This is a genomic window from Pseudomonas frederiksbergensis (assembly GCF_003732705.1).
Classification (GTDB): Bacteria; Pseudomonadota; Gammaproteobacteria; order Pseudomonadales; family Pseudomonadaceae; genus Aquipseudomonas; species Aquipseudomonas frederiksbergensis_F.
In genome coordinates this window covers 1-21,579 of the sequence record NZ_MOBR01000045.1, presented here as the reverse complement: position 1 = coordinate 21,579, position 21,579 = coordinate 1, and the positions used below count along the sequence as shown (strand labels likewise).

At 57.3% G+C, this 21,579-nt stretch carries 23 protein-coding genes; 18 read left to right on the top strand and 5 right to left on the bottom strand.

Translation table 11 applies throughout. The features are described from left to right. Positions 1–401 precede the first annotated feature (401 nt). From BK667_RS32420 to BK667_RS32400, 5 genes are all read left to right on the top strand, one after another. A complete protein-coding gene (locus BK667_RS32420) occupies positions 402–731 on the top strand; it encodes a hypothetical protein (protein WP_123600042.1) in 330 nt (109 codons plus the stop codon). A gap of 146 nt (positions 732–877) precedes the next feature. Further along, positions 878–1,378: a DUF3916 domain-containing protein gene (locus BK667_RS32415; protein ID WP_123600041.1), complete on the top strand. Its 501-nt coding sequence runs from the start codon at positions 878–880 to the stop codon at positions 1,376–1,378. A gap of 276 nt (positions 1,379–1,654) precedes the next feature. Next, entirely contained in the window at positions 1,655–2,932 is a 1,278-nt protein-coding gene (locus tag BK667_RS32410) for a hypothetical protein (RefSeq protein WP_123600040.1), read from the top strand. Position 2,933: 1 nt separating this feature from the next. Then, complete coding sequence (locus BK667_RS33190) at positions 2,934–4,064, top strand: hypothetical protein (RefSeq protein WP_148060185.1); 1,131 nt, start codon at positions 2,934–2,936, stop codon at positions 4,062–4,064. A 426-nt stretch (positions 4,065–4,490) separates the two neighbouring features. After that, a complete protein-coding gene (locus BK667_RS32400; protein ID WP_123600039.1) occupies positions 4,491–4,802 on the top strand; it encodes a DUF3077 domain-containing protein in 312 nt (103 codons plus the stop codon). Between the two features lie 221 nt (positions 4,803–5,023). Here BK667_RS32400 and BK667_RS32395 read toward each other — a convergent pair whose 3' ends face one another. Together BK667_RS32395 and BK667_RS32390 are read right to left on the bottom strand one after the other, a co-directional pair. Next, positions 5,024–5,392 (bottom strand): PH domain-containing protein, encoded by a 369-nt coding sequence (locus BK667_RS32395; protein ID WP_123600038.1) that lies wholly within the window; start codon positions 5,390–5,392, stop codon positions 5,024–5,026. Beyond that, positions 5,389–5,643 (bottom strand): hypothetical protein, encoded by a 255-nt coding sequence (locus tag BK667_RS32390; protein WP_123600037.1) that lies wholly within the window; start codon positions 5,641–5,643, stop codon positions 5,389–5,391. The genes BK667_RS32395 and BK667_RS32390 overlap by 4 nt, the downstream gene beginning before the upstream one ends. Before the next feature lie 377 nt (positions 5,644–6,020). Here BK667_RS32390 and BK667_RS32385 point away from each other — a divergent pair, with 377 nt between their 5' ends. The 6 genes from BK667_RS32385 (at position 6,021) to BK667_RS32360 (ending at position 12,413) form a co-directional block, all read left to right on the top strand. Continuing rightward, positions 6,021–6,500, top strand: coding sequence for a formate dehydrogenase subunit gamma (locus BK667_RS32385; RefSeq protein ID WP_123600036.1), 480 nt, complete (start codon positions 6,021–6,023; stop codon positions 6,498–6,500). Further along, complete coding sequence (locus BK667_RS32380) at positions 6,497–8,029, top strand: formate dehydrogenase beta subunit (RefSeq protein ID WP_123600035.1); 1,533 nt, start codon at positions 6,497–6,499, stop codon at positions 8,027–8,029. Before BK667_RS32385 ends, BK667_RS32380 begins: the two co-directional genes overlap by 4 nt. Then, entirely contained in the window at positions 8,026–10,908 is a 2,883-nt protein-coding gene (fdhF, locus tag BK667_RS32375; RefSeq protein ID WP_123600034.1) for a formate dehydrogenase subunit alpha, read from the top strand. Before BK667_RS32380 ends, fdhF begins: the two co-directional genes overlap by 4 nt. Then, on the top strand, positions 10,905–11,126 hold the full coding sequence (locus BK667_RS32370; RefSeq protein WP_123509291.1) for a formate dehydrogenase subunit delta: 222 nt from the start codon (positions 10,905–10,907) through the stop codon (positions 11,124–11,126). The genes fdhF and BK667_RS32370 overlap by 4 nt, the downstream gene beginning before the upstream one ends. 182 nt (positions 11,127–11,308) lie before the next feature. Beyond that, complete coding sequence (locus BK667_RS32365) at positions 11,309–11,659, top strand: hypothetical protein (protein ID WP_123600033.1); 351 nt, start codon at positions 11,309–11,311, stop codon at positions 11,657–11,659. Between the two features lie 40 nt (positions 11,660–11,699). Next, positions 11,700–12,413 (top strand): hypothetical protein, encoded by a 714-nt coding sequence (locus BK667_RS32360; protein WP_123600032.1) that lies wholly within the window; start codon positions 11,700–11,702, stop codon positions 12,411–12,413. A 52-nt stretch (positions 12,414–12,465) separates the two neighbouring features. On the opposite strand, the gene BK667_RS32355 is transcribed toward BK667_RS32360, so the two are convergent. Both BK667_RS32355 and BK667_RS32350 read right to left on the bottom strand, forming a co-directional pair. Continuing rightward, on the bottom strand, positions 12,466–13,824 hold the full coding sequence (locus tag BK667_RS32355) for an ATP-binding protein (protein ID WP_123600031.1): 1,359 nt from the start codon (positions 13,822–13,824) through the stop codon (positions 12,466–12,468). Further along, positions 13,821–14,531 carry a response regulator gene (locus tag BK667_RS32350; RefSeq protein ID WP_123600030.1) on the bottom strand — a complete coding sequence of 237 codons (711 nt, stop codon included), beginning with the start codon at positions 14,529–14,531 and terminating at the stop codon, positions 13,821–13,823. The genes BK667_RS32355 and BK667_RS32350 overlap by 4 nt, the downstream gene beginning before the upstream one ends. Before the next feature lie 166 nt (positions 14,532–14,697). On the opposite strand from BK667_RS32350, the gene BK667_RS32345 reads away from it, so the two are divergent. The 7 genes from BK667_RS32345 (at position 14,698) to BK667_RS32315 (ending at position 20,583) form a co-directional block, all read left to right on the top strand. Continuing rightward, on the top strand, positions 14,698–15,489 hold the full coding sequence (locus BK667_RS32345; protein ID WP_123600029.1) for an MlaA family lipoprotein: 792 nt from the start codon (positions 14,698–14,700) through the stop codon (positions 15,487–15,489). Further along, positions 15,479–15,745 (top strand): hypothetical protein, encoded by a 267-nt coding sequence (locus BK667_RS32340; protein WP_123600028.1) that lies wholly within the window; start codon positions 15,479–15,481, stop codon positions 15,743–15,745. Before BK667_RS32345 ends, BK667_RS32340 begins: the two co-directional genes overlap by 11 nt. A 209-nt stretch (positions 15,746–15,954) precedes the next feature. Continuing rightward, the gene (locus BK667_RS32335) at positions 15,955–17,856 is read left to right on the top strand and encodes an alkaline phosphatase D family protein (protein WP_123600027.1); all 1,902 of its coding nucleotides are present in this window, start codon (positions 15,955–15,957) and stop codon (positions 17,854–17,856) included. Between the two features lie 219 nt (positions 17,857–18,075). Further along, positions 18,076–18,594, top strand: coding sequence for a P-loop NTPase family protein (locus tag BK667_RS32330; RefSeq protein WP_259698298.1), 519 nt, complete (start codon positions 18,076–18,078; stop codon positions 18,592–18,594). A 13-nt stretch (positions 18,595–18,607) separates the two neighbouring features. Next, a complete protein-coding gene (locus BK667_RS32325; RefSeq protein ID WP_123600026.1) occupies positions 18,608–19,039 on the top strand; it encodes a bleomycin resistance protein in 432 nt (143 codons plus the stop codon). Beyond that, a complete protein-coding gene (locus BK667_RS32320; protein WP_123509284.1) occupies positions 19,024–19,608 on the top strand; it encodes a DedA family protein in 585 nt (194 codons plus the stop codon). Before BK667_RS32325 ends, BK667_RS32320 begins: the two co-directional genes overlap by 16 nt. A gap of 63 nt (positions 19,609–19,671) precedes the next feature. Further along, positions 19,672–20,583: a LysR substrate-binding domain-containing protein gene (locus BK667_RS32315; protein WP_123600025.1), complete on the top strand. Its 912-nt coding sequence runs from the start codon at positions 19,672–19,674 to the stop codon at positions 20,581–20,583. Positions 20,584–20,637: 54 nt separating this feature from the next. Here the strand turns inward: BK667_RS32315 and BK667_RS32310 are convergent, their stop codons facing one another. Continuing rightward, on the bottom strand, positions 20,638–21,384 hold the full coding sequence (locus BK667_RS32310; protein ID WP_123600024.1) for an SDR family oxidoreductase: 747 nt from the start codon (positions 21,382–21,384) through the stop codon (positions 20,638–20,640). Positions 21,385–21,579: the final 195 nt, after the last annotated feature.

Genomic DNA, 21,579 nt, shown 5'->3' with positions numbered 1-21,579 from the left:
CTACTGCTTATTTTTAGAATTGTTTGTCCGGACGGCGACAGGGAGACGCATCCGGCATACGCAGGCTAACGAGCTGGTTTGCAGATTGAAAATATATTGAAAGTCTTGATTGCAGAGGTTTTGAGTATGACGAATCGACGGTGTTATTCGACGAACAGGAGAAAGCAAATATCAGCGACACCGCCCCTCCCACCGCTTAATATGGCGCCCGCAAACCAAGGCTCGAGTCTTCCTCGGCACCGAATCAAATAAGGTCTTGCTGCGCAGGGCTTTTTTTTCGCCCACACAAAAGTGAGCCCGCCCCGCCACTCCATAGGTGCTGTGGAAGGCTGCGATCTTTTGATCTTGCCTTAAAGGCGCACAATCCAAACCGCTCAGCTAACGAATCAAGGATTCACACAATGGAATTGCCACTGGAAACCGTTGCCCTATTCGCCCTCAAGCTGGCTTATGAGCGAGAGGGGGAAAGCCCGATTCTGCGGGATGATCCGATCATGAGTGATTATGAGCGGGAGGTTTTTGGGTTGTTGGTGCGGCGGGGGGATGTTGAGGGGATTCAGTTTCGGGTGGGGCATTGTGTGGGGTTGGCGTTGGAGGCGTTAGGTGGTGTTGATACGCCGTTGGGGCGGGAGTTGGATCGGTTGGTTGTTGATTTTGGTGATGCGCGGACGATGGAGCAGCTTGAAGCGCCGGTCATTGCGCTTAGGGACTATTTGAAAGATATTCAGTAAATGATCGGGCTAGGGTAAGTTTGGCGCAGTTTGTACACGACTGGTACTAGGTAAGTATTTGGCTGATATGGAAATAATCTGCCCACGTTTCCATTGCGCCAGCAGACAAATACAAAAGACTTTTTCAGCATCACAAGGACGTATCAATGCGGAAAATCGCGATAAGCAACAAGCCACTCAGAGGCATTCCCCGTCGCCTACGTGCACTGGAACGCTGGGCATCTGGTTTTCGCGACGAGTTTCACCCGCGATCCGCCCACATGGAGCGCTATACACATTGGAAAATCCCGGTGCACGAGGCCCTGATTCAAGGTCCTCAAGCCAGGATCGAAGTTCAAGCCTTGTGCATTCAGCAACTGCTCGAAGCCGCTAATCACCTGTCCAACGCTGCTGACCGCTCACAGGGTTACTATCGCGTCGCTTGCCTACTGGTGTGGCCATGGGTTCATCAAAGTGAAGTCACCGTCTTCTATGACCGAGATTATTATCTGGGTTTTCTCGGTGAAGCTAACGCTCTCATGCCAGAGCGGATCAGTCGTACTCTTGCGTTGCAAACACCAGCGAATTTCATCGAGCACGGGCATGACGTAACTCAACCTGACGATGAGGTCGCAGTTCAGTGGTGGTGCATCGGGGAACCGGCCTGATGTATTTCGCGAGCAGGCTCGCTCCCATCGGGATTGTGGTGAGCTGGCAGACATCGCTTGTTCCAAGTGCGCTGGAGTGCGTGAATAATAAATCAGTCCCCTTTTCTCTTACCGCATACGCCGGGGCAAGAGTTAGGCAATCACTCGGGTCATTCCGCAGAAAAATGCCCAAATAAATCCTCGTTTATGTTCCTTCTGCTATAACTGTCCTGTAATCAATTGAGTAATCAGCCCCAGCAGAACCAATGCCAATATGGAAAGATCAATGAGGCACTTATGGAACAGAGGATTGCCGTTGCTCGATGTCATGAAATTCACCTATCAATCCGTGACAAAGAGGTTCCACGATTTGAATCCATACCTCTTATCGGAATGGCCGTACAGCTAGCACTGCACATTAGGGGACTTCCATTAGTTGAGTATGAAAGATTAAAACTTGTTGCCTCTACGGCTCTTGGAATCCCTCGAATAGCTGTAGATAGAATCATTGACCTATTGGCAAAAATCGAATTCATTAAAATCCAGAGCGAAGGAAAACGCATAAAAGCCATCTTGCCGGTTATCCCATACTACGACGAACTGTATGATGGAATTGGCGAATACATGAAAGATGAGAGCGAAGTAGACGAATTTGAAGCGCTCACACTAGAAATCATGGACAAGTTGGCCGGGGCCCCGCACAACATTGATGCACTTGCCGGAAAGCTAGGCGCAGATCGAAAAGCATTTGATGCCAGTATTGAGCTTGGTGAAAAAGGCCAGTTTTTGCTCGTAAGACGTCACCGATCAAAAACCATACTGTTAAATCCCACATACTTTTCTGAAAATGCCGACGTTTTTGCGGATCACGTAGCAAAGTGCGGCGCAGGAACAATCAAAAGAACGTTAGAGCTAATCCAGTCCGCCCAAGGATGGCCATTATCCCTAATCATAAAAACTGGAGAAATTTCCGGAAAGAAAATCAGCTCCGACGACATACAACTACTTAAACGATTAGCTCAAGATGGAATGATAAAGCCACCAACAATCACAACTACACATTCGGGCGAGTCTGCGTTCATATTCACACCTACCCCAGGCTTTATGAACATAAACCCTTTAAGAAGAGATCAATACGAAAGAGCGCTAGCAATAGTTTCAGCCGTTCGACAAGGCCAATTATTACCGAACAAATTTCAGATCAGAAACCCAGGCGCACTTCTGTACAGATTGAAAACAGATCTACAGCTAAAGCCCACATCAGATTACGCAGAGCAATATCAAAATCTTGTACACCTTCGAATTGCGCAACTTGTACCTACGCAGGGAGGTTACACACAGCTCAAAATCATTGACACTCCCGAAAACAGAGAGTCTCTGAACATTGCATACAATTTGGTTCAAGGTAGTCTTCCGCCAGACATTCGCGTAGACAAAGACGCTCATAGAGCAATGACGGGACCACAAGACTACCTTGAGTCTTTAGTAAGCTCAAAAAATATGCGCGAACGCGAAAAAATCATATTATCTGGTGAATCAGAGTTTGAAGTAAGCCAGTTATTATTAGGATTTTAAGATGCTTAAAGATCGAGCTCAAAAAGCTATGGCCTTACGGCTAAGTATATCGAAAAGATGGCTACCTCAAATTGAAGTTGAAATTGAGCCGTCACAGAGGATAGAAAAAACAAAATCCCCTTTGACAGATATCGATGTTCTTGCGGTTGCACCATCAGCTGTAGGCGGTCATACCCGACTTGTTTTTGATTGTAAAAGTGGTTTAAGAGAATCCGCAATAGGTAGGGCCTTTTGGCTTCACGGCGTGATGACTCGCGCTAGTGCCCAGCATGGTTTCGTTATTCTTAATGAAAAGGTTAATGTAATCAGAGATCACAGGGTTAGCGCTTCAGACTTAAACATAACGTTACTTCATCAGACCGAAATAGAGGATCTCGCCCAGGGAATAGGTGGCTCCACACTCCCAACGAATGCTCTTATTGCCAGCATGGATTGCTGGGAGCAATTTTTAGCTATTGGCTCCAAGTACAACAACCTATCCGAATATCTGATTTTTTCAAGATCTAGTTTCTGGATGATAAAAAATTCTGGAGAGCAATGTAGAAAGACGGTGCAAAAACTGCGAAGCGTGAGCAGTGAATTAGATCCATCAAAAAAAGAACACTTAGCCGTTTTTGCAGATGCGCTATGCCTTTTTCTCCTTGCACTATCGGAACTATCTAATAAGCTATTTTTAGTTTTATTAAGACCAGCATCGCAGGCTGACTTTTCCTCGTCGCTTCTAGCTTTTCTGTATGGTGGTTATGAAAGCTTAGAGACAGCGATTAAAATAAGAAAAGTAACATCTGTAGGTGATAGCGAAGAGGCTATGAGTTTATTTCCAGAAATAAAGCGACTTGAACACTTGGTTAGAGAAATATTGCAGGCACCTCAACAGGCCCTCTCTGCAGCAATTTTAGCCCGAGAAATGGGTTTTGAAGCATTGGAGGGTACGACGTCAAACTTCAAAGAGACTATCGCTCAAGAAAGCCCCTACACACCTAAATTTGTACTTTTGGGGGCTGAATACCTACAGAAAGCTGCTCGTTTACCACCTGAGTTTTCAGCAACCTTTACTGATCTTTCTTTGGATCTCTTAAGCAGTTTGACCAGCCGGGCAATAGAGGCGCAGTTTCCTGAGCGCTTAATTTAAATAATTTCACACGCGTGGCGTGGGGCGTGAGTGAGCGAAGCTCACTAAGGTTGCAGGAATTGGACCTGCACGCTACCCTCCCACCGTCGCTGCCAATTCAGCGACCGGGTGTGGAAACCCGTGTAATTCAAGGCGCAACAGCGCCCCCATCACGTCTGCCGGCGCTTTTTTTGTGTCTGCGGCGTGAGTTATGGCGGCTGTGCGTGGGACGTCTTCGGGCGTGCCGGTTTCCTTGATTCCCGGTTTTCCACCCCGCGCACAGCTGTCACCCATTCGTGTGGAAACGGACGTGGCAGCTCCCATATCAAGGAGTCTGATAATGCGCAGCATCATTTCGTACACAGTTTGGCTTTCCCCTCTACGCAATTCCCAATCGCGTAACGCTTCCCCCCTGCCCCACCACCTCTCCACCACCGGAGATGCCCAATGACCGATCAACCCGAACTCAAAACCATCGGCCTGACCCCGGCCATTTATTGCGCAGACCGTGCCCTGTTTCACGTCACTCGCGATGTGCCGCTTGGTGATGCGTTGTCCATGGCTTCTGATTTTCTGTTCCTGGCCAAGGCGCTGACCAAAGACGCTGCTTTCGACAGAGACACGGGCACTCACGCCTGGGCTGCGCATTATTTGACGTCGATGAGTAAGGCGGTGGTGGATGATGCGGTGAAGGTGTTGATGCGGGGGCGGGTTTCTGCTGGGTCGCCTAAGCGGGCGGCGGGGACGGCTGAGGAGTAGCGGCTGGGGGGTGGGGTTTTTTGCGATGGGGGTGGGTCAGTTGGTTTGGGTGTTGGCTGATCTGGCGCTTTCGCGAGCAAGCTTTGCTCCTACGGGGGTGGGGGCGGGTCAGCGGTTTGGTGTTGGTTGGGCTGGCGCTTTCGCGAGCAGGCTCGCTCCCACTTTTGGGTTGTGGTTAGTTAGTTCGAGCCCCGAGTTTTCGGGGCTTTTTCGTGTCTGGGTCAGAGGACGTGTTGGGAGATCAGTTTTGAGATTTCGACCATTGATGTTCTGCCGGTGAATTCGAATTTCACTTTGCCCAGTGATGAGAAGTAGATCTCCAGTTCGGAGTCCAGGTCGAAGGTGCCGGAGGTTTCCACTGAGTAGGCGACGATGTTTTTGTAGGGCAGCGAGGTGAAGTCTTTTTTGCTGCCGGTGATGCCCTGGACGTTGACGGCGATGATGCGTTTGTTGGTGAACACGACGCCGTCGCGCATGGATTTGTAGGCGTCGATGACGTGTTCGCCATTGAGCAAAAGGTCGGTAACGCGTTGGGCGTATTCTTCGTTTTGCTTGAGTTTGAAGAATCCCTTGTTGTTGAAATCAATCATTTGTCGCTCCTGCTTTTAGTGTCCTTCGACGCTTCGCGTTGCTTGGCCCCGGCATCGCTGTCCGTGGCGGGGTTGGTGAAGCCGGCCTTGGCGTTTTCTGCCTTGGATTTGTGGATGTCGCAGCCTTGGGTTTCGCTGATTTGGGTGCAGCCGGATTGTTCCAGTTGTTTGCGGTATTTGTCGTTGATGGCGTAGGCCGGGGCTTGGGCGGCGATCAGGAGGATCAGCGCCGGCAGGATGGCTTTCTTCATGTTGACTCCTTGGCGATCAGTTCGCGCTGAGCGGCATCGTACGTTCACTGTAGTGGGCGGGTGTGCCGTGCTTGTGCCACAAAACATTTCAGACAGTGCGCGCCTTCTTCAGTGCTCTTCTAGACTTAACGGGTGGTCGTGGAAAGAACCGAGCACGTCGCTTTTGTGCAGTTGAACCGATGCCAGCGTGGCAAGCTGCAATTTATGCCCTGAAGAGGTGCGACAAAGATCGCACCGGGCCCAACAAGATGCCCGCTCAGGGTGCCTGGCCAACGGCCAAAAATGCCACGATACCGTGACGTGGTGTGAACGCCGCAGCCGACACTTTCGGACAACCGACGACCTTCTGGTTTGTCCGTGACCGTGAGGAATGCTGTATGCCTGATGAGATGTTGTTGCACCTGCCGATGGTCAACAGCTTGCTGGAGCGCCACAAAGGCTCTGCGGGTGCACTGTTGCCGATCCTCCATGAGATTCAGGAGGGTATCGGTTATATCCCCGATGTCGCCATTCCCGAGATTGCCCACGCCCTGAACCAGAGTCAGGCCGAGATTCGTGGGGTGATCAGTTTCTACCATGACTTCCGCACCGCGCCGCCGGCCCGGCATATCTTGCGTCTGTGCCGCGCCGAGTCGTGCAAGAGTCGCGGCGCCGAGCAGTTAGCGGCGCAGTTGCGTGAACGTCTGCAACTGGATGACCACGGCAGCAGTGCCGACGGCAATATCAGTTTGCGTCCGGTTTATTGCCTTGGTGCTTGTGCCTGTTCGCCGGCGCTGGAGCTGGATGGTCAGGTGCATGCGCGGCTGAGTGCCGAGCGTCTGGATGCGCTGCTTGATGCTTGCCGGGAGGACGCATGAGCCTCTATCTGCCCTGTGATTCTCTGGCCCGCGCCGTGGGTGCCGATGAGGTGGCGTTGGCCCTTGCCGGTCAGGACCTGCAACGCACCAGTTCTCGTGGCCTCTATTGGCTGGAACCGCTGCTGGAAGTGGATACCCCGAAAGGTCGGATCGGATTCGGCCCGCTGACTGCGGCTGATGTGCCGTCCGTGCTCGACGCCTTAAAAGGCGAGCCATCCGCGCATCCACTGGCCTTGGGCCTGGTGGAAGAGTTGCCTTATCTGAAGTCGCAACAACGCCTGCTGTTCGCCCGCGCCGGCATTACCCGGCCATTGTCGCTGGACGATTACCGAGCACATGGCGGTTTCGAGGGTTTGAACAGGGCCGTCACTATTGGCGGCGATGAAACCGCGACGGAAGTGTTCGATTCAGGCCTGCGTGGCCGTGGCGGCGCAGCCTTCCCCGCCGGGATCAAATGGCGCACGGTGCGCGTGACCCAGGCTGTGCAGAAATACATTGTGTGCAACGCCGACGAAGGCGACTCCGGCACGTTCGCCGATCGCATGCTGATGGAAGGCGACCCCTTCCTGCTGATCGAAGGCATGGCGATTGCCGGCATCACCGTCGGCGCCAGTTACGGCTACATCTATGTGCGCTCGGAATATCCACAGGCAGTCGCGACGTTGCGCGCAGCGCTGGACATCGCCCGGGCCAACGGTTACCTCGGCGCCAATGTCGGTGGCAGTGGCTTGGCGTTCGATATGGAAGTGCGGGTCGGTGCCGGCGCGTACATCTGCGGTGAAGAAACCGCGCTGCTGGATTCCCTCGAAGGCAAGCGCGGGGTGGTTCGCGCCAAGCCGCCGATTCCCGCATTGAAAGGTTTGTTCGGCCTGCCGACGCTGGTGCACAACGTGCTGACCCTGGCCTCGGTGCCACTGATTCTGGCTAAAGGCGCGCAGTTCTATCGCGATTACGGCATGGGCCGTTCCCTCGGCACGATGCCGTTCCAACTGGCGGGCAATATTCGTCACGGCGGCTTGGTGGAACGGGCCTTTGGCCTGACCCTGCGCGAATTGGTGGAAGACTACGGCGGCGGCACCGCCAGTGGTCGACCTTTGAAAGCAGCACAAGTCGGCGGCCCGCTCGGCGCGTGGGTACCTCCCGCGGATTTCGATACACCGCTGGATTACGAAGCTTTCGCCGGCATCGGCGCGATGCTCGGTCACGGTGGTGTGGTGGTGGCGGACGACAGTCTGGACATGGCGCACATGGCGCGCTTCGCCTTGCAGTTCTGCGCCGAGGAATCCTGCGGCAAATGCACGCCGTGCCGCATCGGTTCGACTCGCGGCGTTGAGGTCATCGACCGCATGCTGGCCGCGCCGGATCAAAGCGGTCGCGATGAGCAGGCGATCATCCTCAAGGACCTGTGCGACACGATGCAATACGGTTCGCTCTGCGCGTTGGGCGGCATGGCGCCGTTTCCGGTCGTCAGCGCCCTCAAGCACTTCCCCGCCGACTTCGGTCTGCAATCTTCGGAGGCCGACCAATGATCACTCTCTTCGACCCGAACACCGATATCGATCTGGGCACACCTGCCCGCGAAAGCCAGGTGCAAGTCACGCTGAACATCGATGGTCGCAGCATCAGCGTGCCCGAAGGTACGTCGGTGATGCGCGCCGCCGCGCTGCTGGGCACCACCATTCCGAAACTGTGCGCCACCGACAGCCTCGAAGCCTTCGGCTCGTGCCGCATGTGTCTGGTGGAAATCGACGGCATGCGCGGCTACCCGGCGTCCTGCACCACGCCGGTCACTGAAGGCATGAGCGTGCACACCCAGACGCCGAAGCTCGCGACCCTGCGCCGGAATGTCATGGAGTTGTACATCTCCGATCACCCGCTGGATTGCCTGACCTGCTCGGCCAACGGCAATTGCGAGCTGCAAACCGTGGCCGGTCAGGTCGGCCTGCGGGAAGTGCGTTACGGCTATGAAGGCGAGAATCATCTGGCGGATGTGAAAGACACGTCCAACCCGTATTTCGACTACGACCCGAGCAAGTGCATCGTCTGCAACCGCTGCGTGCGTGCCTGCGAAGAAACCCAGGGCACGTTTGCCCTGACCATCACCGGGCGCGGGTTTGAGTCCCGTGTGTCGGCCGCTGGAGGCGATAACTTCCTCGATTCGGAATGCGTGTCCTGTGGTGCCTGTGTGCAGGCCTGCCCGACTGCGACCTTGATGGAAAAATCCGTGGTCGAACTCGGCCAGCCCGAACGCAGCGTCATCACGACATGCGCCTATTGCGGCGTGGGTTGCTCGTTCCGCGCCGAGATGAAAGGCGACAAACTGGTGCGTATGGTTCCCGACAAAAACGGTCAGGCCAACCACGGCCATTCCTGCGTCAAAGGACGTTTTGCCTGGGGCTACGCCACTCACCCGGATCGCATCACCAAACCGATGATCCGCAACCACATCAACGATCCGTGGCAGGAAGTCAGTTGGGATGAAGCGGTGACCTACGCCGCCAGTGAATTCCGTCGCTTGCAGCAAAAATATGGCCGCGACTCCATTGGTGGCATCACTTCCAGCCGCTGCACCAACGAAGAAACCTATCTGGTGCAAAAACTGGTGCGCGCCGCGTTCGGCAACAACAACGTCGACACTTGTGCGCGGGTCTGCCATTCGCCGACCGGTTATGGCTTGAAACAAACCTTGGGCGAGTCCGCCGGGACCCAGAGTTTCGATTCGGTGATGCAGGCCGACGTGATCCTGGTGATGGGCGCCAACCCCAGCGACGCGCACCCGGTGTTCGCCTCCCAACTCAAACGTCGCCTGCGCGAAGGCGCGCGGCTGATCGTGATCGATCCACGGCGCATTGATCTGGTGGACTCGGTGCATGCCCGCGCCGAATTCCACCTGGCCCTGCGCCCAGGCACCAACGTCGCCATGCTCAATGCGCTGGCCCACACCATCGTCACCGAAGGCCTGCTCAACCAGGCCTTTATCGACGAGCGTTGCGAGGGCAGCGATTTCGCGCGTTGGAGCGAGTTCGTCAGCCGTCCGGAAAACTCGCCGGAAGTGCTTGGCGCCATTTGCGGTGTGGACGCCGCCGACATCCGTGCCGCCGCCCGTTTGTACGCGGGTGCCGGTAATGCGGCGATCTACTACGGCCTCGGCATCACCGAACACAGCCAGGGCAGTACCGCCGTCATGGGCATCGCCAACCTGGCCATGGCCACTGGCAACATCGGCCGCGAAGGCGTGGGCGTGAACCCGTTGCGTGGGCAGAACAACGTCCAGGGCTCCTGCGACATGGGGTCTTTCCCCCACGAGTTGCCCGGCTACCGGCACATCTCCAACGAAGTGGTACGGGCGCAGTTCGAACAGGCGTGGAACGTGACCCTGCAACCGGATCCGGGCCTGCGCATTCCCAACATGTTCGAAGCGGCCCTGGCCGGCAGTTTCAAGGGTTTGTACTGCCAGGGCGAAGACATCGCCCAGAGCGACCCGAATACCCAGCACGTCACCGCGGCGCTGTCGGCCATGGAATGCGTGGTGGTGCAGGATATTTTCCTCAACGAAACCGCCAGGTTCGCCCATGTGTTCCTGCCGGGCAGTTCGTTCCTGGAAAAGGACGGCACCTTCACCAACGCCGAGCGCCGGATCTCGCGGGTGCGCAAGGTCATGGAGCCTCTTGGCGGCAAGGCCGATTGGGAAGGCACGGTGGCATTGGCCAACGCGCTGGGCTACCCGATGAACTACACGCACCCGTCGCAAATCATGGATGAAATCGCCAGCCTGACGCCGACCTTCACCAACGTCAGCTACGCCGCACTGGACAGCCACGGCAGCCTGCAATGGCCGTGCAACGCTGCGGCGCCGGACGGCACGCCGACCATGCACATCGAGCAATTCGTGCGCGGCAAGGGGCGCTTCATGCTCACTGGCTACGTGCCCACCGAGGAGAAGGTCAACAATCGCTATCCGCTGCTGCTGACCACCGGCCGCATCCTCAGCCAGTACAACGTCGGCGCGCAGACTCGGCGCACCGAGAACGTGGCCTGGCACGACGAGGATCGCCTGGAAATCCACCCGACCGACGCCGAGAGCCGTGGCATTAACGAAGGCGATTGGGTCGGCATCGGCAGCCGTGCCGGCCAGACTGTATTGCGTGCGCGGGTCACCGAACGGGTCGCCCCGGGCGTGGTGTACACCACGTTCCACTTCCCGGAATCCGGGGCCAACGTAATCACAACCGACAACTCCGACTGGGCCACCAACTGTCCGGAGTACAAGGTCACCGCCGTGGAAGTCAGCCGCGTCTACCACCCTTCGGAATGGCAAAAACGCTATCAGGCCTTCAGCGACGAACAGGACCGCCTGCTGAAAGACCGCCGTCATGCACGTGGTGCCAACGCCGAGGTGCGCCGATGAGCACGGACAACCTGATCAAAATGGTCAACCAGATCGCCCTGTACTTCGCCACCGAACCGGACCAGCAACAGGCCGTACTCGGTGTGCGTAATCATCTGCAGATGTACTGGACGCCCGGCATGCGCAAGGAATTGCTGGCCTGGCAGACGGAGCATCAAGGGGCGGACATGCACCCACTGGCGCAGGCCGCGGTCAGTGGGGCGGGTTGGGAGGCTTAGGTTCGCTCAGTCGTTAAAATCAGCCCCGAGTTATTCGGGGCTTTTTTATATCGGCCATTCACTGTTTTTCAAATAAACCCGGACCGGGTCCTTTGCGGAAATGAGAGCAGTGGCGCGTGGCTACTATTTTGGTATCTTGCCACCCACTGGCTACAGGAATATGCCGGAAGGGACAGGATTGAATGGAAAAGATAGTGTTCGTCAGCGCAAGTTTCCTGATGTGGACATGGGTGGAGCACCAAAATAGAAACTGGTCTAAAACTTTCGTCTTCATGGCGTGCGCCATCAGCGGCTTTATTGTCGGCACCGTGGCGCTGACACTGTTCCAGGCTGCATCATCGTTGCCGTTCCTGCACCCGGACATCATGCCGTGGACCCTGTTGGTCATGGCGTCCATGGGTATCGGCTTTGGTATATGGAATTGGATTGCGGCGGGCCGCAAACAATTTTCCACTCAATTGTTGGGTGGATTGTGTGGCGGGTTCGCCGCGTGGACGACGGGTTCATTTCTCGCCACGTATTTACAGCTTTAGAGCGAATGTTCGAGCAGCTGCAAACTAAGGAATGGATGGCATGGAGTTTTTGCGGTTTTTGGTGTTCGCGATAGTTTGGGGATTCATGTGGCACTGGGTGGTCAAGAATCGCGGCAGTTGGGGTCTGCTGTTCGGCAATATCGCCGGAGCGGTTTCGGGGTTTATGGTCGGGGCGGTGATGCTATCCATCACGCTGTCGATTTTTCCGTCGAAGCCCAAGCCTGAACAGGCCGTGCCTGCGGCGGCTGAAGTATCGACGCCTGCAAAACAAGTTGCGGCTGACAACCTGCCGGAGTTTGTTTTTATCCCAACCGAAGCCAAAAGTGAGGACTCGCCTCCCGAGTCGGCCTTGTTGCCCTACAACAAAAGCATGCTGCCCAACACGCTTTCCGAGAAAATGATCCGCGACTTACTGCCCGAAAACGGACGCAGCATGTTAGATGCGATGCAGCAAAAAATCGGTGACAAGCCCGATGCTGACAAGACAGTACTGGCACTCACCCTGTGCCAAGTCTTTATCAGCGGCAAACTGCGTTTTCCGCAGTCGGGACATTTGGCCAATTCGCCGGGTGCCACCTCCCAACGCTACAAGGATCAGACTTACACCATCCATGGCCAGTTGACTGCGGATAACAACGTGGGCCAGTCCGTCCCCTACAAATTCGAATGCTCATTGCAATATCTGGCTACCGAGGACGGTGACTACGCGCGATGGCATCTGCTTGATTTGAAAGTTGCCGAAACCGACCGTTAGGAAGTTTCAGGTATTACGTTGGGGCCGGCAGTTATCGGGGGATAAGTGCCGCCTACCCCACCTGCACCGGCAACACCACCAACGCCGCCAACCCACCTTTCGTTCTATTGCGCAGCTTCAACTCCCCGCCATGTTCCAACACAATCGCCCGCGCCGCCGATAACCCCAAACCCACTCCACCGGTGCTCTTGTTCCGCGACCCTTCCATGCGAAAGAACGGTACAAACACCTGCTCAAGGCTGGCTTGCGGAATTCCCGGCCCACGATCCAGCACTTTGATCTCCACCTGTCCTTCGCCCGGGATCAACTCAATCGCCGGCTCACTTCCGTACTTGATCGCGTTATCCAGCAAGTTGGTCATCACCCGTTTAAGCCCCAACGGCCGACCGAAATACACCAGGCGCGGCGGTCCACTAAACGCAATATCGATCTGCTGATCACGGTAATCATCGAGCAAGGTTTGCAGCAGTTCCGCCAGATCAAACTGAGTCGCCGGTTCAAGCCGTGCATCGTCACGGAAGAACTCCAGCGCCGAGTTGATCATCGCCTGCATTTCATCCACGTCTCGAAACAGTCGCTGTTGTTGCTCGGTGTCTTCAATGAATTCGCCGCGCAAGCGCATGCGCGTCAGGGGCGCGCGCAGGTCGTGGGAAATGGCGGCGAGCATTTGTGTGCGGTCGCGGATGAAGTGTTGCAACTGCGCCTGCATCGCATTGAACGCGAGGATCGCCTGGCGGATTTCCTGTGGGCCCAACGGTTCGATCGGCGGTGCGCGGAAGTCCGTGCCGAAGCGTCGGGCGCCTTCGGCAAAACGCTGCAACGGCGTGGCGAGGCGTCGGGTGGCGATCAGCGCGACCAGAGCGGTGGAGATCAGCACCAGCAGGATGACGATTGAATAGCGCGGCGCTTCGTCGAGGCCCCAACTGCGCGAAGGCGCCGAGAACATCAGCCATGACGCGTCCGGCAGCTCGACCAGTAGCGCGTAATGCGCGTCCTGCGGATTTTCCGTCCAGTCTGACGGTTCATAGGCTTCGATTCGCCGGTCTGCGGACTTAAACAGCGGCTGCAGGATCGCCATGCTGTCGTGGGAAATGGGGTCATCCACTGTCGGCAGATTCAGTTCACGCCGATCCAGATGCCAACTGGCAGTGAAGCCTTTGTCGCTGACGGCTTGGGCCAATTGGCTGCGCAGTGGCGCCGGAGCGGCTTCGATAACGCGGGAGATGGCCGCTATTTTTTCCAGCAACCCGGTTTCGGTCAGCGGCGGCCGCGCCCACACGCCGGCCAGTTGGATAAACAAGCCGTTGAGGGCCAGGGAAATCAGCATGGCCAGGATGATCGTCAAGGCAATCCAGCGCGCCACCGTATCTTGCGGCCAGTCTCGGGCGCGAATCCGCTTCAGCCAACTCATCGCCGCGTCACGCTGGGGGTGAACAGGTAACCGCCATTGCGCACGGTGCGGATCATCGCCGGGCGCTTGGTGTCGGATTCGAGTTTGCGCCGCAAGCGACTGACCTGGACGTCGATGCTGCGATCGAACGCTTCATGGCTATGCCCGCGCGCCAGGTCGAGCAATTGCTCGCGGGTCAGAATGCGTTGCGGGTGTTCGACGAAGACCAGCAGCAAGTCAAACTCGCCGGCCGACAGCGGAATCATCACGTTGTCCGGCGAGCGCAATTCACGGCGCGTCACGTCCAAGTGCCAGTCGGCGAAGTCGATGAGTGGCCGTGGCCGTTCCTGCAAGACCGGGAGGCGTTCGTCCACACGGCGTAACACCGCGCGTACTCTGGCCAACAGTTCGCGGGCGTCGAAGGGTTTGGTCAGGTAATCATCGGCGCCCAGTTCGAGCCCGACCACCCGATCACTGAGCTCGCCCATGGCGGTCAGCATGATGATGGGAAAGGCGTGGCGAATCCGCAGTTGCTGACACAAGATCAACCCACTATCGCCCGGCAACATCACGTCCAGGATGATCAGGTCTGGCGCCTGTCGCTCGATGGCCGCCCACAGCGACGCACCGTCGGTGGCGACCGCGACGCTGTAGCCGTGCTGCACGAAGAATTTTTTCAGCAGATCGAGGACCTCAAGGTCGTCGTCCACAATTAACAGGCTGTTCACCGCAGGTCACTTAAGGGCCGAATGGAACCGCCATCTAAAACCATTCACGCCGGCCCGTCATATATTTCAATCGTGCAATAAAACGTCATCGGCGCAATAAACCGGACATCTTTGCGCAAGGCTTGGGGCCCAGCATGTCGGCGAATTCCTCCCGAGACTTGCGTCCATGTTGCCTTTCAAATGTGCTCCCTGGCTGGCCCGCAACACCTCGATTGCTGTGCTGGCCGCCGGGTTGGCGGGTTGCAGCAGTCAGCCGCCGTCCGACACCCGCGTGACCTGCGCCGAAATCAACTACACGGTGTACGACCCGGCGGAACCGCTCAATCGCGGCGTGTTCGCCTTCAACCGGGTGCTCGACGACTACGCTCTGGCGCCGGTTGCTCGCGGCTATCGTTACCTGCCGGACTTTTTCCAGACCGGTGTGCATAACTTTGTCGCGAACTTTGGCGAGCCCAAGGTCTTTATCAACGACTTGCTGCAAGGCAACCCGATGCGCTCGGTCAACACCCTGGGGCGTTTCGCGCTCAACACCACCGTCGGCGTGGTGGGGTTGATCGACGTCTCCGGCAAGGTCGGCATCCCGCGCCACAACGCAGACTTCGGCCAGACCTTCGGCGTGTGGGGCATCGGCAATGGCCCAATCGTCGAACTGCCGCTGCTCGGCACCTCCAACAGTCGCGACGCCGCCGGCCGTGTGCTCGGTTTTGTAGTCGACCCGTTCGGCAACAACAGCGACACCGTGGACACGCTCTCGACGATCAACACGGTTGGCGGCATCGTCGACGGTCGCGCAGAAGCCTTGCCGCTGACCGACAGCCTGAAAAAACTGCCGGATTATTACAGCGCGTTGCGCAACGTGGTGGCCGAGCATCGTGCGACTTACGTGGCGGATGGCAAACAAGGCTCGCCGCAGTCAACCAAAGCTCAATGCACAGGAGCGCCGGCCGATGGGTTCTGAAAGCAAAAGTTTGATACTGCAACAACGGGTGACCCAGAACGGCCCGGCCAATCTGCACTGCCGGGAGATAACCCTGCGCTTGTCGGCGGATTGTCGCGAATTGGTGCTGAGCCGTTACACCGAACACTATGGGCCGGCGCTGGTGCGCTGGATGGAGAGGAGCCATACGGTGTCGGTGAGTGATTTGTTTCGGTGGTTGGTGGCGAATGGTGAGGTCGTAGTAAGGAAAGCCGACAAGCCGAATTCGCCGTATTGACTCCGTCGGAGTCATCCCAGAAAATCGTCGCAATCGCGCCCGAACCTCTGGTGTTGGCTTAGTCCGGCATTATGTTTGGGCCTTCTTATTTCTGGGGCCTGGGCAGTTGCAGCAAGACAAGCCCAAGCACACCATATAAGTCGGCAACGATTCATTTACACCAGCTGCGCTATCATCCGGCGTCTCTACAGCTTCAGTCTTGAACCCGGATGTCCATGCCATTGCCACCGCCCGACGATCACCAATCCCTGCCACCCGTCCTCGTCGGGCCGTTGTTGCGGCGCCTTGAACCTACGCGGTTGGTGCTGTGGCTTGTAGGATCCCGGCCGTTGTCGCTGACGTTGCGTCTGCAAAATATGAGCGACATCTGCCTCGATGCCACGACGTGCACGATCATCCCGGCGGGCACCCATGCCTTTGTTCACTTGATCGATGTGCCGCTGGACACCGCCCTGCCCTGGGACACGTTGATCGAGTACGACTTGCTGATTGACGACGCCGGCATCGCCGACTGGGCGCCGCACTTGCTTTACGGCGGCGGCTGCCGCCCAAACTTCGTCCTGCGCTCAAAAATCGATCAGTTGCTGCACGGCTCTTGCCGCAAACCGCATCACCCGGCGGCGGACGGTTTGCTGTGTGTCGATCGTTTGTTGGCGACGGAGCATGAAGCGGCCGACCGCCCGGCCCTGTTGATGATGAGCGGTGATCAGGTCTATGCCGACGATGTCGCCGGGCCGATGCTGCGGGCGATCCATGCCTTGATCCAGCGGCTGGGGCTGTTCGACGAGCACCTCGAAGGCGCCGTGGTCAATGACAGCGCCAAGCTCTACGAACACCCGGCCAGTTACTACCATCGTGCGGATTTGTTACCGGCGCTTGAGAGCAATGAAACCCTGCGTGAGCGATTTTTCGGCGGTGCCCGTAAGCCGATTTTCACCAGCAGCAGCGCCGACAATCACCTGGTGACCTTCGCCGAAGTCATGGCGATGTACCTGCTGGTCTGGTCGCCTACCGCCTGGACGCTGATCGATCCGCAGCCACCGGCGCTGACACCTGAAAGACTCAAGCGCTATACCCTTGAACAGACCCGCATCGATGCCTTCAAGGCCGGCCTCGGTGGCGTTGGCCGGGCGATGGCGCATCTGCCGTGCCTGATGATTTTCGACGACCACGATGTTACCGATGACTGGAACCTTTCCGCGCAATGGGAGGAAACGGCCTACGGGCATCCGTTCTCCAAGCGCATCATCGGCAATGCGTTGCTCGCTTATATGCTGTGTCAGGGGTGGGGTAACAACCCGGATGCGTTCGGCGCGGTGCTGGAGAAAAGCGTTTCGTTAAGCACCACCGAGCGCTATCTCGACAGCACGGCTCAAGACAACCTGATCGACGAATTGTTGAGTTTCCAGAACTGGCATTACGTCTTGCCAACCACTCCCGCCCTGGTGGTGCTCGACACCCGCACCCGACGCTGGCGCAGCGAGATGAACCTCAAGCAACCCTCCGGCCTGCTGGACTGGGAAGCCCTCAGCGAGTTGCAACAGGAACTGCTGGATCACCCGTCAGCGATCATCGTTTCGCCGGCGCCGATCTTCGGCGTCAAGCTGATCGAGACCGTGCAGCGAGTCTTCAGTTGGTGCGGCTTTCCGCTGCTGGTGGACGCCGAAAACTGGATGGCCCATCGCGGCGCCGCCCAAGTCATCCTGAACATTTTCCGACACTCACGTACGCCGGGTAATTACGTGGTGCTGTCAGGTGATGTGCATTATTCCTTCGTCTACGAAGTATTGATCCGACACCGCAAGGCCGGCCCGCGAATCTGGCAGATCACCAGCAGCGGGATCAAAAACGAATTCCCCCGGGCCTTGCTCGAATGGTTTGATCGTTTGAACCGCTGGCTCTACTCGCCCCGCTCGCCGCTGAACTGGCTGACCAAACGCCGACGCATGCGCATCGTCCCGCACATTCCCGAACATGCTGAAGCGGGCGAACGGCTATGGAACTCGGCGGGGATCGGGCAGGTGCTGTTTAATGACAAGGGCCAGCCGCGGGAGATCTATCAGCACAACGCCGATGGCTCGCCGCGCACTCGAATGGTTGCGCCGGAGTAGCCATTGAACCTGGGGGGTGTCAGTCGATAAAAATATTGAATGTGCCGGCCTCTTCGCGGGCAAGCCTCGCTCCTACAGTGGGCGGCGCAGTTCCACTGTGGGAGCGGGCTTGCTCGCGAAAGCGGTATAACCTTCAACACATGGGCTGGATGTGAAGCAGCCTTCGCGAGCAAGCCCGCTCCCATACGTGCTCTTCGCTGAATTGAATAGCCAATGATCATGACTCAATCACTCGGCATGAACCTCGCCCGAACCCTGATCATCGGCAACTCCGGCGCGGGCAAGAGTTGGCTGGCCAAGCGCCTGGCCGAACGGCAGCATGTGCCGTGGATCGATCTCGACCGGATTCACTGGATCTCCGATGAACACAGCATCGCCCGGCCTCGAAATGAAGCCCTGGCCATTGCACAGGTAGCCGCCGGTGAAGACTATTGGATCATCGAAGGCGTCTACGGCTGGATCATCAGCGAACTCCTGCCCCAAGCGACAACGTTGATCTGGCTGAGTCTGGACGACGAGGATTGCGTCGCCCAAATCCGTCAGCGAGAAGCCCAGCGCGATACCCACGATGAGTTGCTCAAAGCGTTACTGGAATGGGCCGGCAGCTACCGAAGTCGTGAAGGGTCCAGTGGATTCCAGGCTCATCAGCGTTTATTCAAAGGGTTCCGCGGTTCGAAACTGCAACTGAAGAACCGGTCTGACATCACAACGTTCATCAACGCGTTACCACCCCGCTAACCTAGGATGCGTCATGTTTGCACGGAGCAAGTTAGTCCCTGAATTAATGGTCGCCGACATTCAAAAAAGCCTGCACTTCTGGACGTCGCTGATCGGTTTCAACATCGCCTATGAACGTCCCGAAGTTGGTTTTGCCTATCTCGACCAAAATGGCGTTCAACTGATGCTTGAGCAATACGATCCAGACGAAGGCCAATGGCTGACCGGGCCGTTGGAAGCACCGCTGGGTCGCGGCATCAACTTTCAGATCACCGTCAATTCAGTTGAACCCCTGCTGCTGCGACTGGCCGAAGTTCAGTGGCCGTTGTTTCGCCCCTGCGCCGATGTCTGGTATCGCGCGGATGCGGTAGAAGTCGGCCAACGAGAATTTCTGGTACAGGATCCGGACGGCTATCTGGTCCGGCTGGTGGAAAGTCTGGGGGAGCGGCCGTGTTTGAACACATAGATCTCCACTACCTGCTCGGCACTTACGGCTATTGGGCGGTGTTCTTCGGCTGTTTGCTGGAGGGCGAAACCATTCTGATTCTGGGCGGGATGGCGGCGCATCAGCACCTGTTGCACCTATGGCCGGTGATAGGTTGGGCCAGCCTGGGTGGGATGTTGGGCGATCAGTTGCTGTTCTGGAGTGGACGTTATTTCGGCGGACGACTGTTGCCGCGCCTGCATCGACAACAAGCGGCGATCGATCGCGTGACGGGACTGATCGCGCGTTATCCGTCGACCTCGGTGTTTGCCGTGCGTTTTCTGTATGGCATGCGTCTGGTGGGGCCGATGGTGATTGGGGCCAGTGGTTTGTCAGCGTTGCGGTTCTCGCTGTTGAATGCTCTGGGCGCGGTGGTGTGGGCCACCGTGTTCGCCGGTGCCGGGTATTGGGCTGGCGAAGCGCTGGAAACGATGTTGGGCAATTTGAAACCTTATCGACTGCCGATTGCGCTGGGGGTTTTGGTGCTGGCCGTGGTGATTGCATTGGTTCGGCATTGGCGAGCGAAAAACAAAGCGCGTCATCCCAAGTGATCACACCTGCGTAATGTTTGGGGGCACTATATTGCTCACTTTTCACGTCTGCGAACTTGAACCATGAGAGCGCCCAACCACCTCAATGCCCTGCGGGCCTTCGAATCAGCGGCCCGGCACTTGAGTTATGTACGAGCCGCCGAAGAGCTCAACGTCAGCCCCGCCGCCATCGGCCAATTGGTGCGTGGCCTGGAAGAAACCCACAACGTGGTGCTGTTCCATCGCTCGCGCAGCGGCCCGGCGCGACTGGAGCTGACCGATGAAGCGCGCGCCGTGTTGTCGGACTTGCAGACAGGCTTCGACTACCTCGCGTCGGCCGTGGAAAAGCTCAAAACCGGAGGTGCCGCCACGTCCATTAGCGTGACCGTGCCACCGGCGTTCGCGGACAAGTGGTTGCTGGCGCGGGTCGAAGGCTTTCAGGCGTTGTATCCACAGTACGAATTGCGCCTGGACACCAACGGTAAACTGGTGGATTTCACCACCGAGCGTATCGATCTGGGCATTCGTTTCGGCCAGGGTCATTGGCCCGGTTTGCTGAGCACACTCCTGATAGGCGATGAATTCTTCCCGGTGTGCAGCCCTTCCCTACTGACCGGCGAACATCCGCTGACCAGCATCGAAGCACTCAAACATCATCGGTTGCTGCACGATGTTTCAATGCGTGGCACCCCGGCGTTTCCAACGTGGGACATTTGGCTCAAGCAGGCCGGGCATGAGGCCATCGAGGCCGCGCGTGGTTTACAGATCAACGATTCGGCGGCGGTGCTGCAAACGGCCATTTCTGGCAATGGCGTGGCGCTGGGCAGAAGCAGCCTGGTGGCGGTGGACCTGGCGGCCGGGCGACTGATCCGACCGTTCGGAGAGGCTCAGCCCTGCGAGTTGGCGTATTACATCGTACAGCGCGAAGGCGTCGAGCCTACGGCTGCCAGCGATGCTTTCAAGTACTGGCTGCTGGCCCAGGCCCACGCAAAATGACCCGTCGGGCGCTAGCCGTTCGGGTCATTCGCAATAGTCGGCGGAACACTCGAATCAGAAGTGCGAGATGCCACCGTCGACAATGATTTCCGAACCGGTCATGAAGGAAGAATCATCACTGGCGAGGAACACCACGGTGCGGGCAATTTCACTGGCTTCGCCGAAACGACCCAACGGCACTTGCGCCTCGATACCCGCCGCGACGGCGGTGAGGTCCGCATCCGACAACCCCAGCTTGCTGTGAAACGGCGTGCTGATCGGGCCGGGGCTGATGGCGTTGACGCGAATCCCGCGCGATGCCAACTCGGCGCCCAAGGTCAGCGCCAGGGAACGTACGGCGGCCTTGCTGGCGGACAGGATCGACAAGCCCGGTGCACCAACACGATTCAGAAACGATGTGGTCAGAATCACGCTGCTGCCACTGACCAACAGCGGCGACGCTTTCTGAACGGTGAAGAAAACACCTTTGAAGTTGAGGGAAAACTGCTCGTCGATCTGCTCGTCAGTGACCGCTTCCAAAGGCGCGGCAGTCCCGGCACCGGCGTTGGCGAACAGCACGTCGATGTGGTCGTAGCGAGTGCGGATGGCAGCAATCACCTTGTCCAGATCGGCGGTATTGCGCAGATCTGCGGATATCACCAAAGCGTCCGGGCCCAATTCATTCGTTGCTGCTTCGAGACGTTCCGGATTGACGCCGGTAACAATCACATGAGCGCCCTCATCGCGGAATTGTTTGGCGGTTTCCAGGCCGATTCCGGAGGTGCCACCGGTGATCAACGCAACTTTGTTTTGCAGTTTCATAGTCGTTCTCCCAAGGGTTATCGATTGAGTGAGGCTGCCGAGGCAGATGCCCGGGCCGTGTGTTCACTATTGCGATTGTCTGTTGGGGTCACAACGCACAAGATCTGTGGGGGTGGGATAGAAAAACTTGGGTGCAGCGTACATCCCTGTGGGAGCGGGCTTGCTCGCGAAGGCGGTGGGTCTCTCAATATTGAT

What these genes read in the sequence shown, in the direction of transcription:
- BK667_RS32420 (WP_123600042.1), top strand. Translation starts at nt 402, where the DNA reads ATGGAATTGCCACTGGAAACCGTTGCCCTATTCGCCCTCAAGCTGGCT.
- BK667_RS32415 (WP_123600041.1), top strand. Translation starts at nt 878, where the DNA reads ATGCGGAAAATCGCGATAAGCAACAAGCCACTCAGAGGCATTCCCCGT.
- BK667_RS32410 (WP_123600040.1), top strand. Translation starts at nt 1,655, where the DNA reads ATGGAACAGAGGATTGCCGTTGCTCGATGTCATGAAATTCACCTATCA.
- BK667_RS33190 (WP_148060185.1), top strand. Translation starts at nt 2,934, where the DNA reads ATGCTTAAAGATCGAGCTCAAAAAGCTATGGCCTTACGGCTAAGTATA.
- BK667_RS32400 (WP_123600039.1), top strand. Translation starts at nt 4,491, where the DNA reads ATGACCGATCAACCCGAACTCAAAACCATCGGCCTGACCCCGGCCATT.
- BK667_RS32395 (WP_123600038.1), bottom strand. Translation starts at nt 5,392, where the DNA reads ATGATTGATTTCAACAACAAGGGATTCTTCAAACTCAAGCAAAACGAA.
- BK667_RS32390 (WP_123600037.1), bottom strand. Translation starts at nt 5,643, where the DNA reads ATGAAGAAAGCCATCCTGCCGGCGCTGATCCTCCTGATCGCCGCCCAA.
- BK667_RS32385 (WP_123600036.1), top strand. Translation starts at nt 6,021, where the DNA reads ATGCCTGATGAGATGTTGTTGCACCTGCCGATGGTCAACAGCTTGCTG.
- BK667_RS32380 (WP_123600035.1), top strand. Translation starts at nt 6,497, where the DNA reads ATGAGCCTCTATCTGCCCTGTGATTCTCTGGCCCGCGCCGTGGGTGCC.
- fdhF (WP_123600034.1), top strand. Translation starts at nt 8,026, where the DNA reads ATGATCACTCTCTTCGACCCGAACACCGATATCGATCTGGGCACACCT.
- BK667_RS32370 (WP_123509291.1), top strand. Translation starts at nt 10,905, where the DNA reads ATGAGCACGGACAACCTGATCAAAATGGTCAACCAGATCGCCCTGTAC.
- BK667_RS32365 (WP_123600033.1), top strand. Translation starts at nt 11,309, where the DNA reads ATGGAAAAGATAGTGTTCGTCAGCGCAAGTTTCCTGATGTGGACATGG.
- BK667_RS32360 (WP_123600032.1), top strand. Translation starts at nt 11,700, where the DNA reads ATGGAGTTTTTGCGGTTTTTGGTGTTCGCGATAGTTTGGGGATTCATG.
- BK667_RS32355 (WP_123600031.1), bottom strand. Translation starts at nt 13,824, where the DNA reads ATGAGTTGGCTGAAGCGGATTCGCGCCCGAGACTGGCCGCAAGATACG.
- BK667_RS32345 (WP_123600029.1), top strand. Translation starts at nt 14,698, where the DNA reads ATGTTGCCTTTCAAATGTGCTCCCTGGCTGGCCCGCAACACCTCGATT.
- BK667_RS32340 (WP_123600028.1), top strand. Translation starts at nt 15,479, where the DNA reads ATGGGTTCTGAAAGCAAAAGTTTGATACTGCAACAACGGGTGACCCAG.
- BK667_RS32335 (WP_123600027.1), top strand. Translation starts at nt 15,955, where the DNA reads ATGTCCATGCCATTGCCACCGCCCGACGATCACCAATCCCTGCCACCC.
- BK667_RS32330 (WP_259698298.1), top strand. Translation starts at nt 18,076, where the DNA reads ATGACTCAATCACTCGGCATGAACCTCGCCCGAACCCTGATCATCGGC.
- BK667_RS32325 (WP_123600026.1), top strand. Translation starts at nt 18,608, where the DNA reads ATGTTTGCACGGAGCAAGTTAGTCCCTGAATTAATGGTCGCCGACATT.
- BK667_RS32315 (WP_123600025.1), top strand. Translation starts at nt 19,672, where the DNA reads ATGAGAGCGCCCAACCACCTCAATGCCCTGCGGGCCTTCGAATCAGCG.
- BK667_RS32310 (WP_123600024.1), bottom strand. Translation starts at nt 21,384, where the DNA reads ATGAAACTGCAAAACAAAGTTGCGTTGATCACCGGTGGCACCTCCGGA.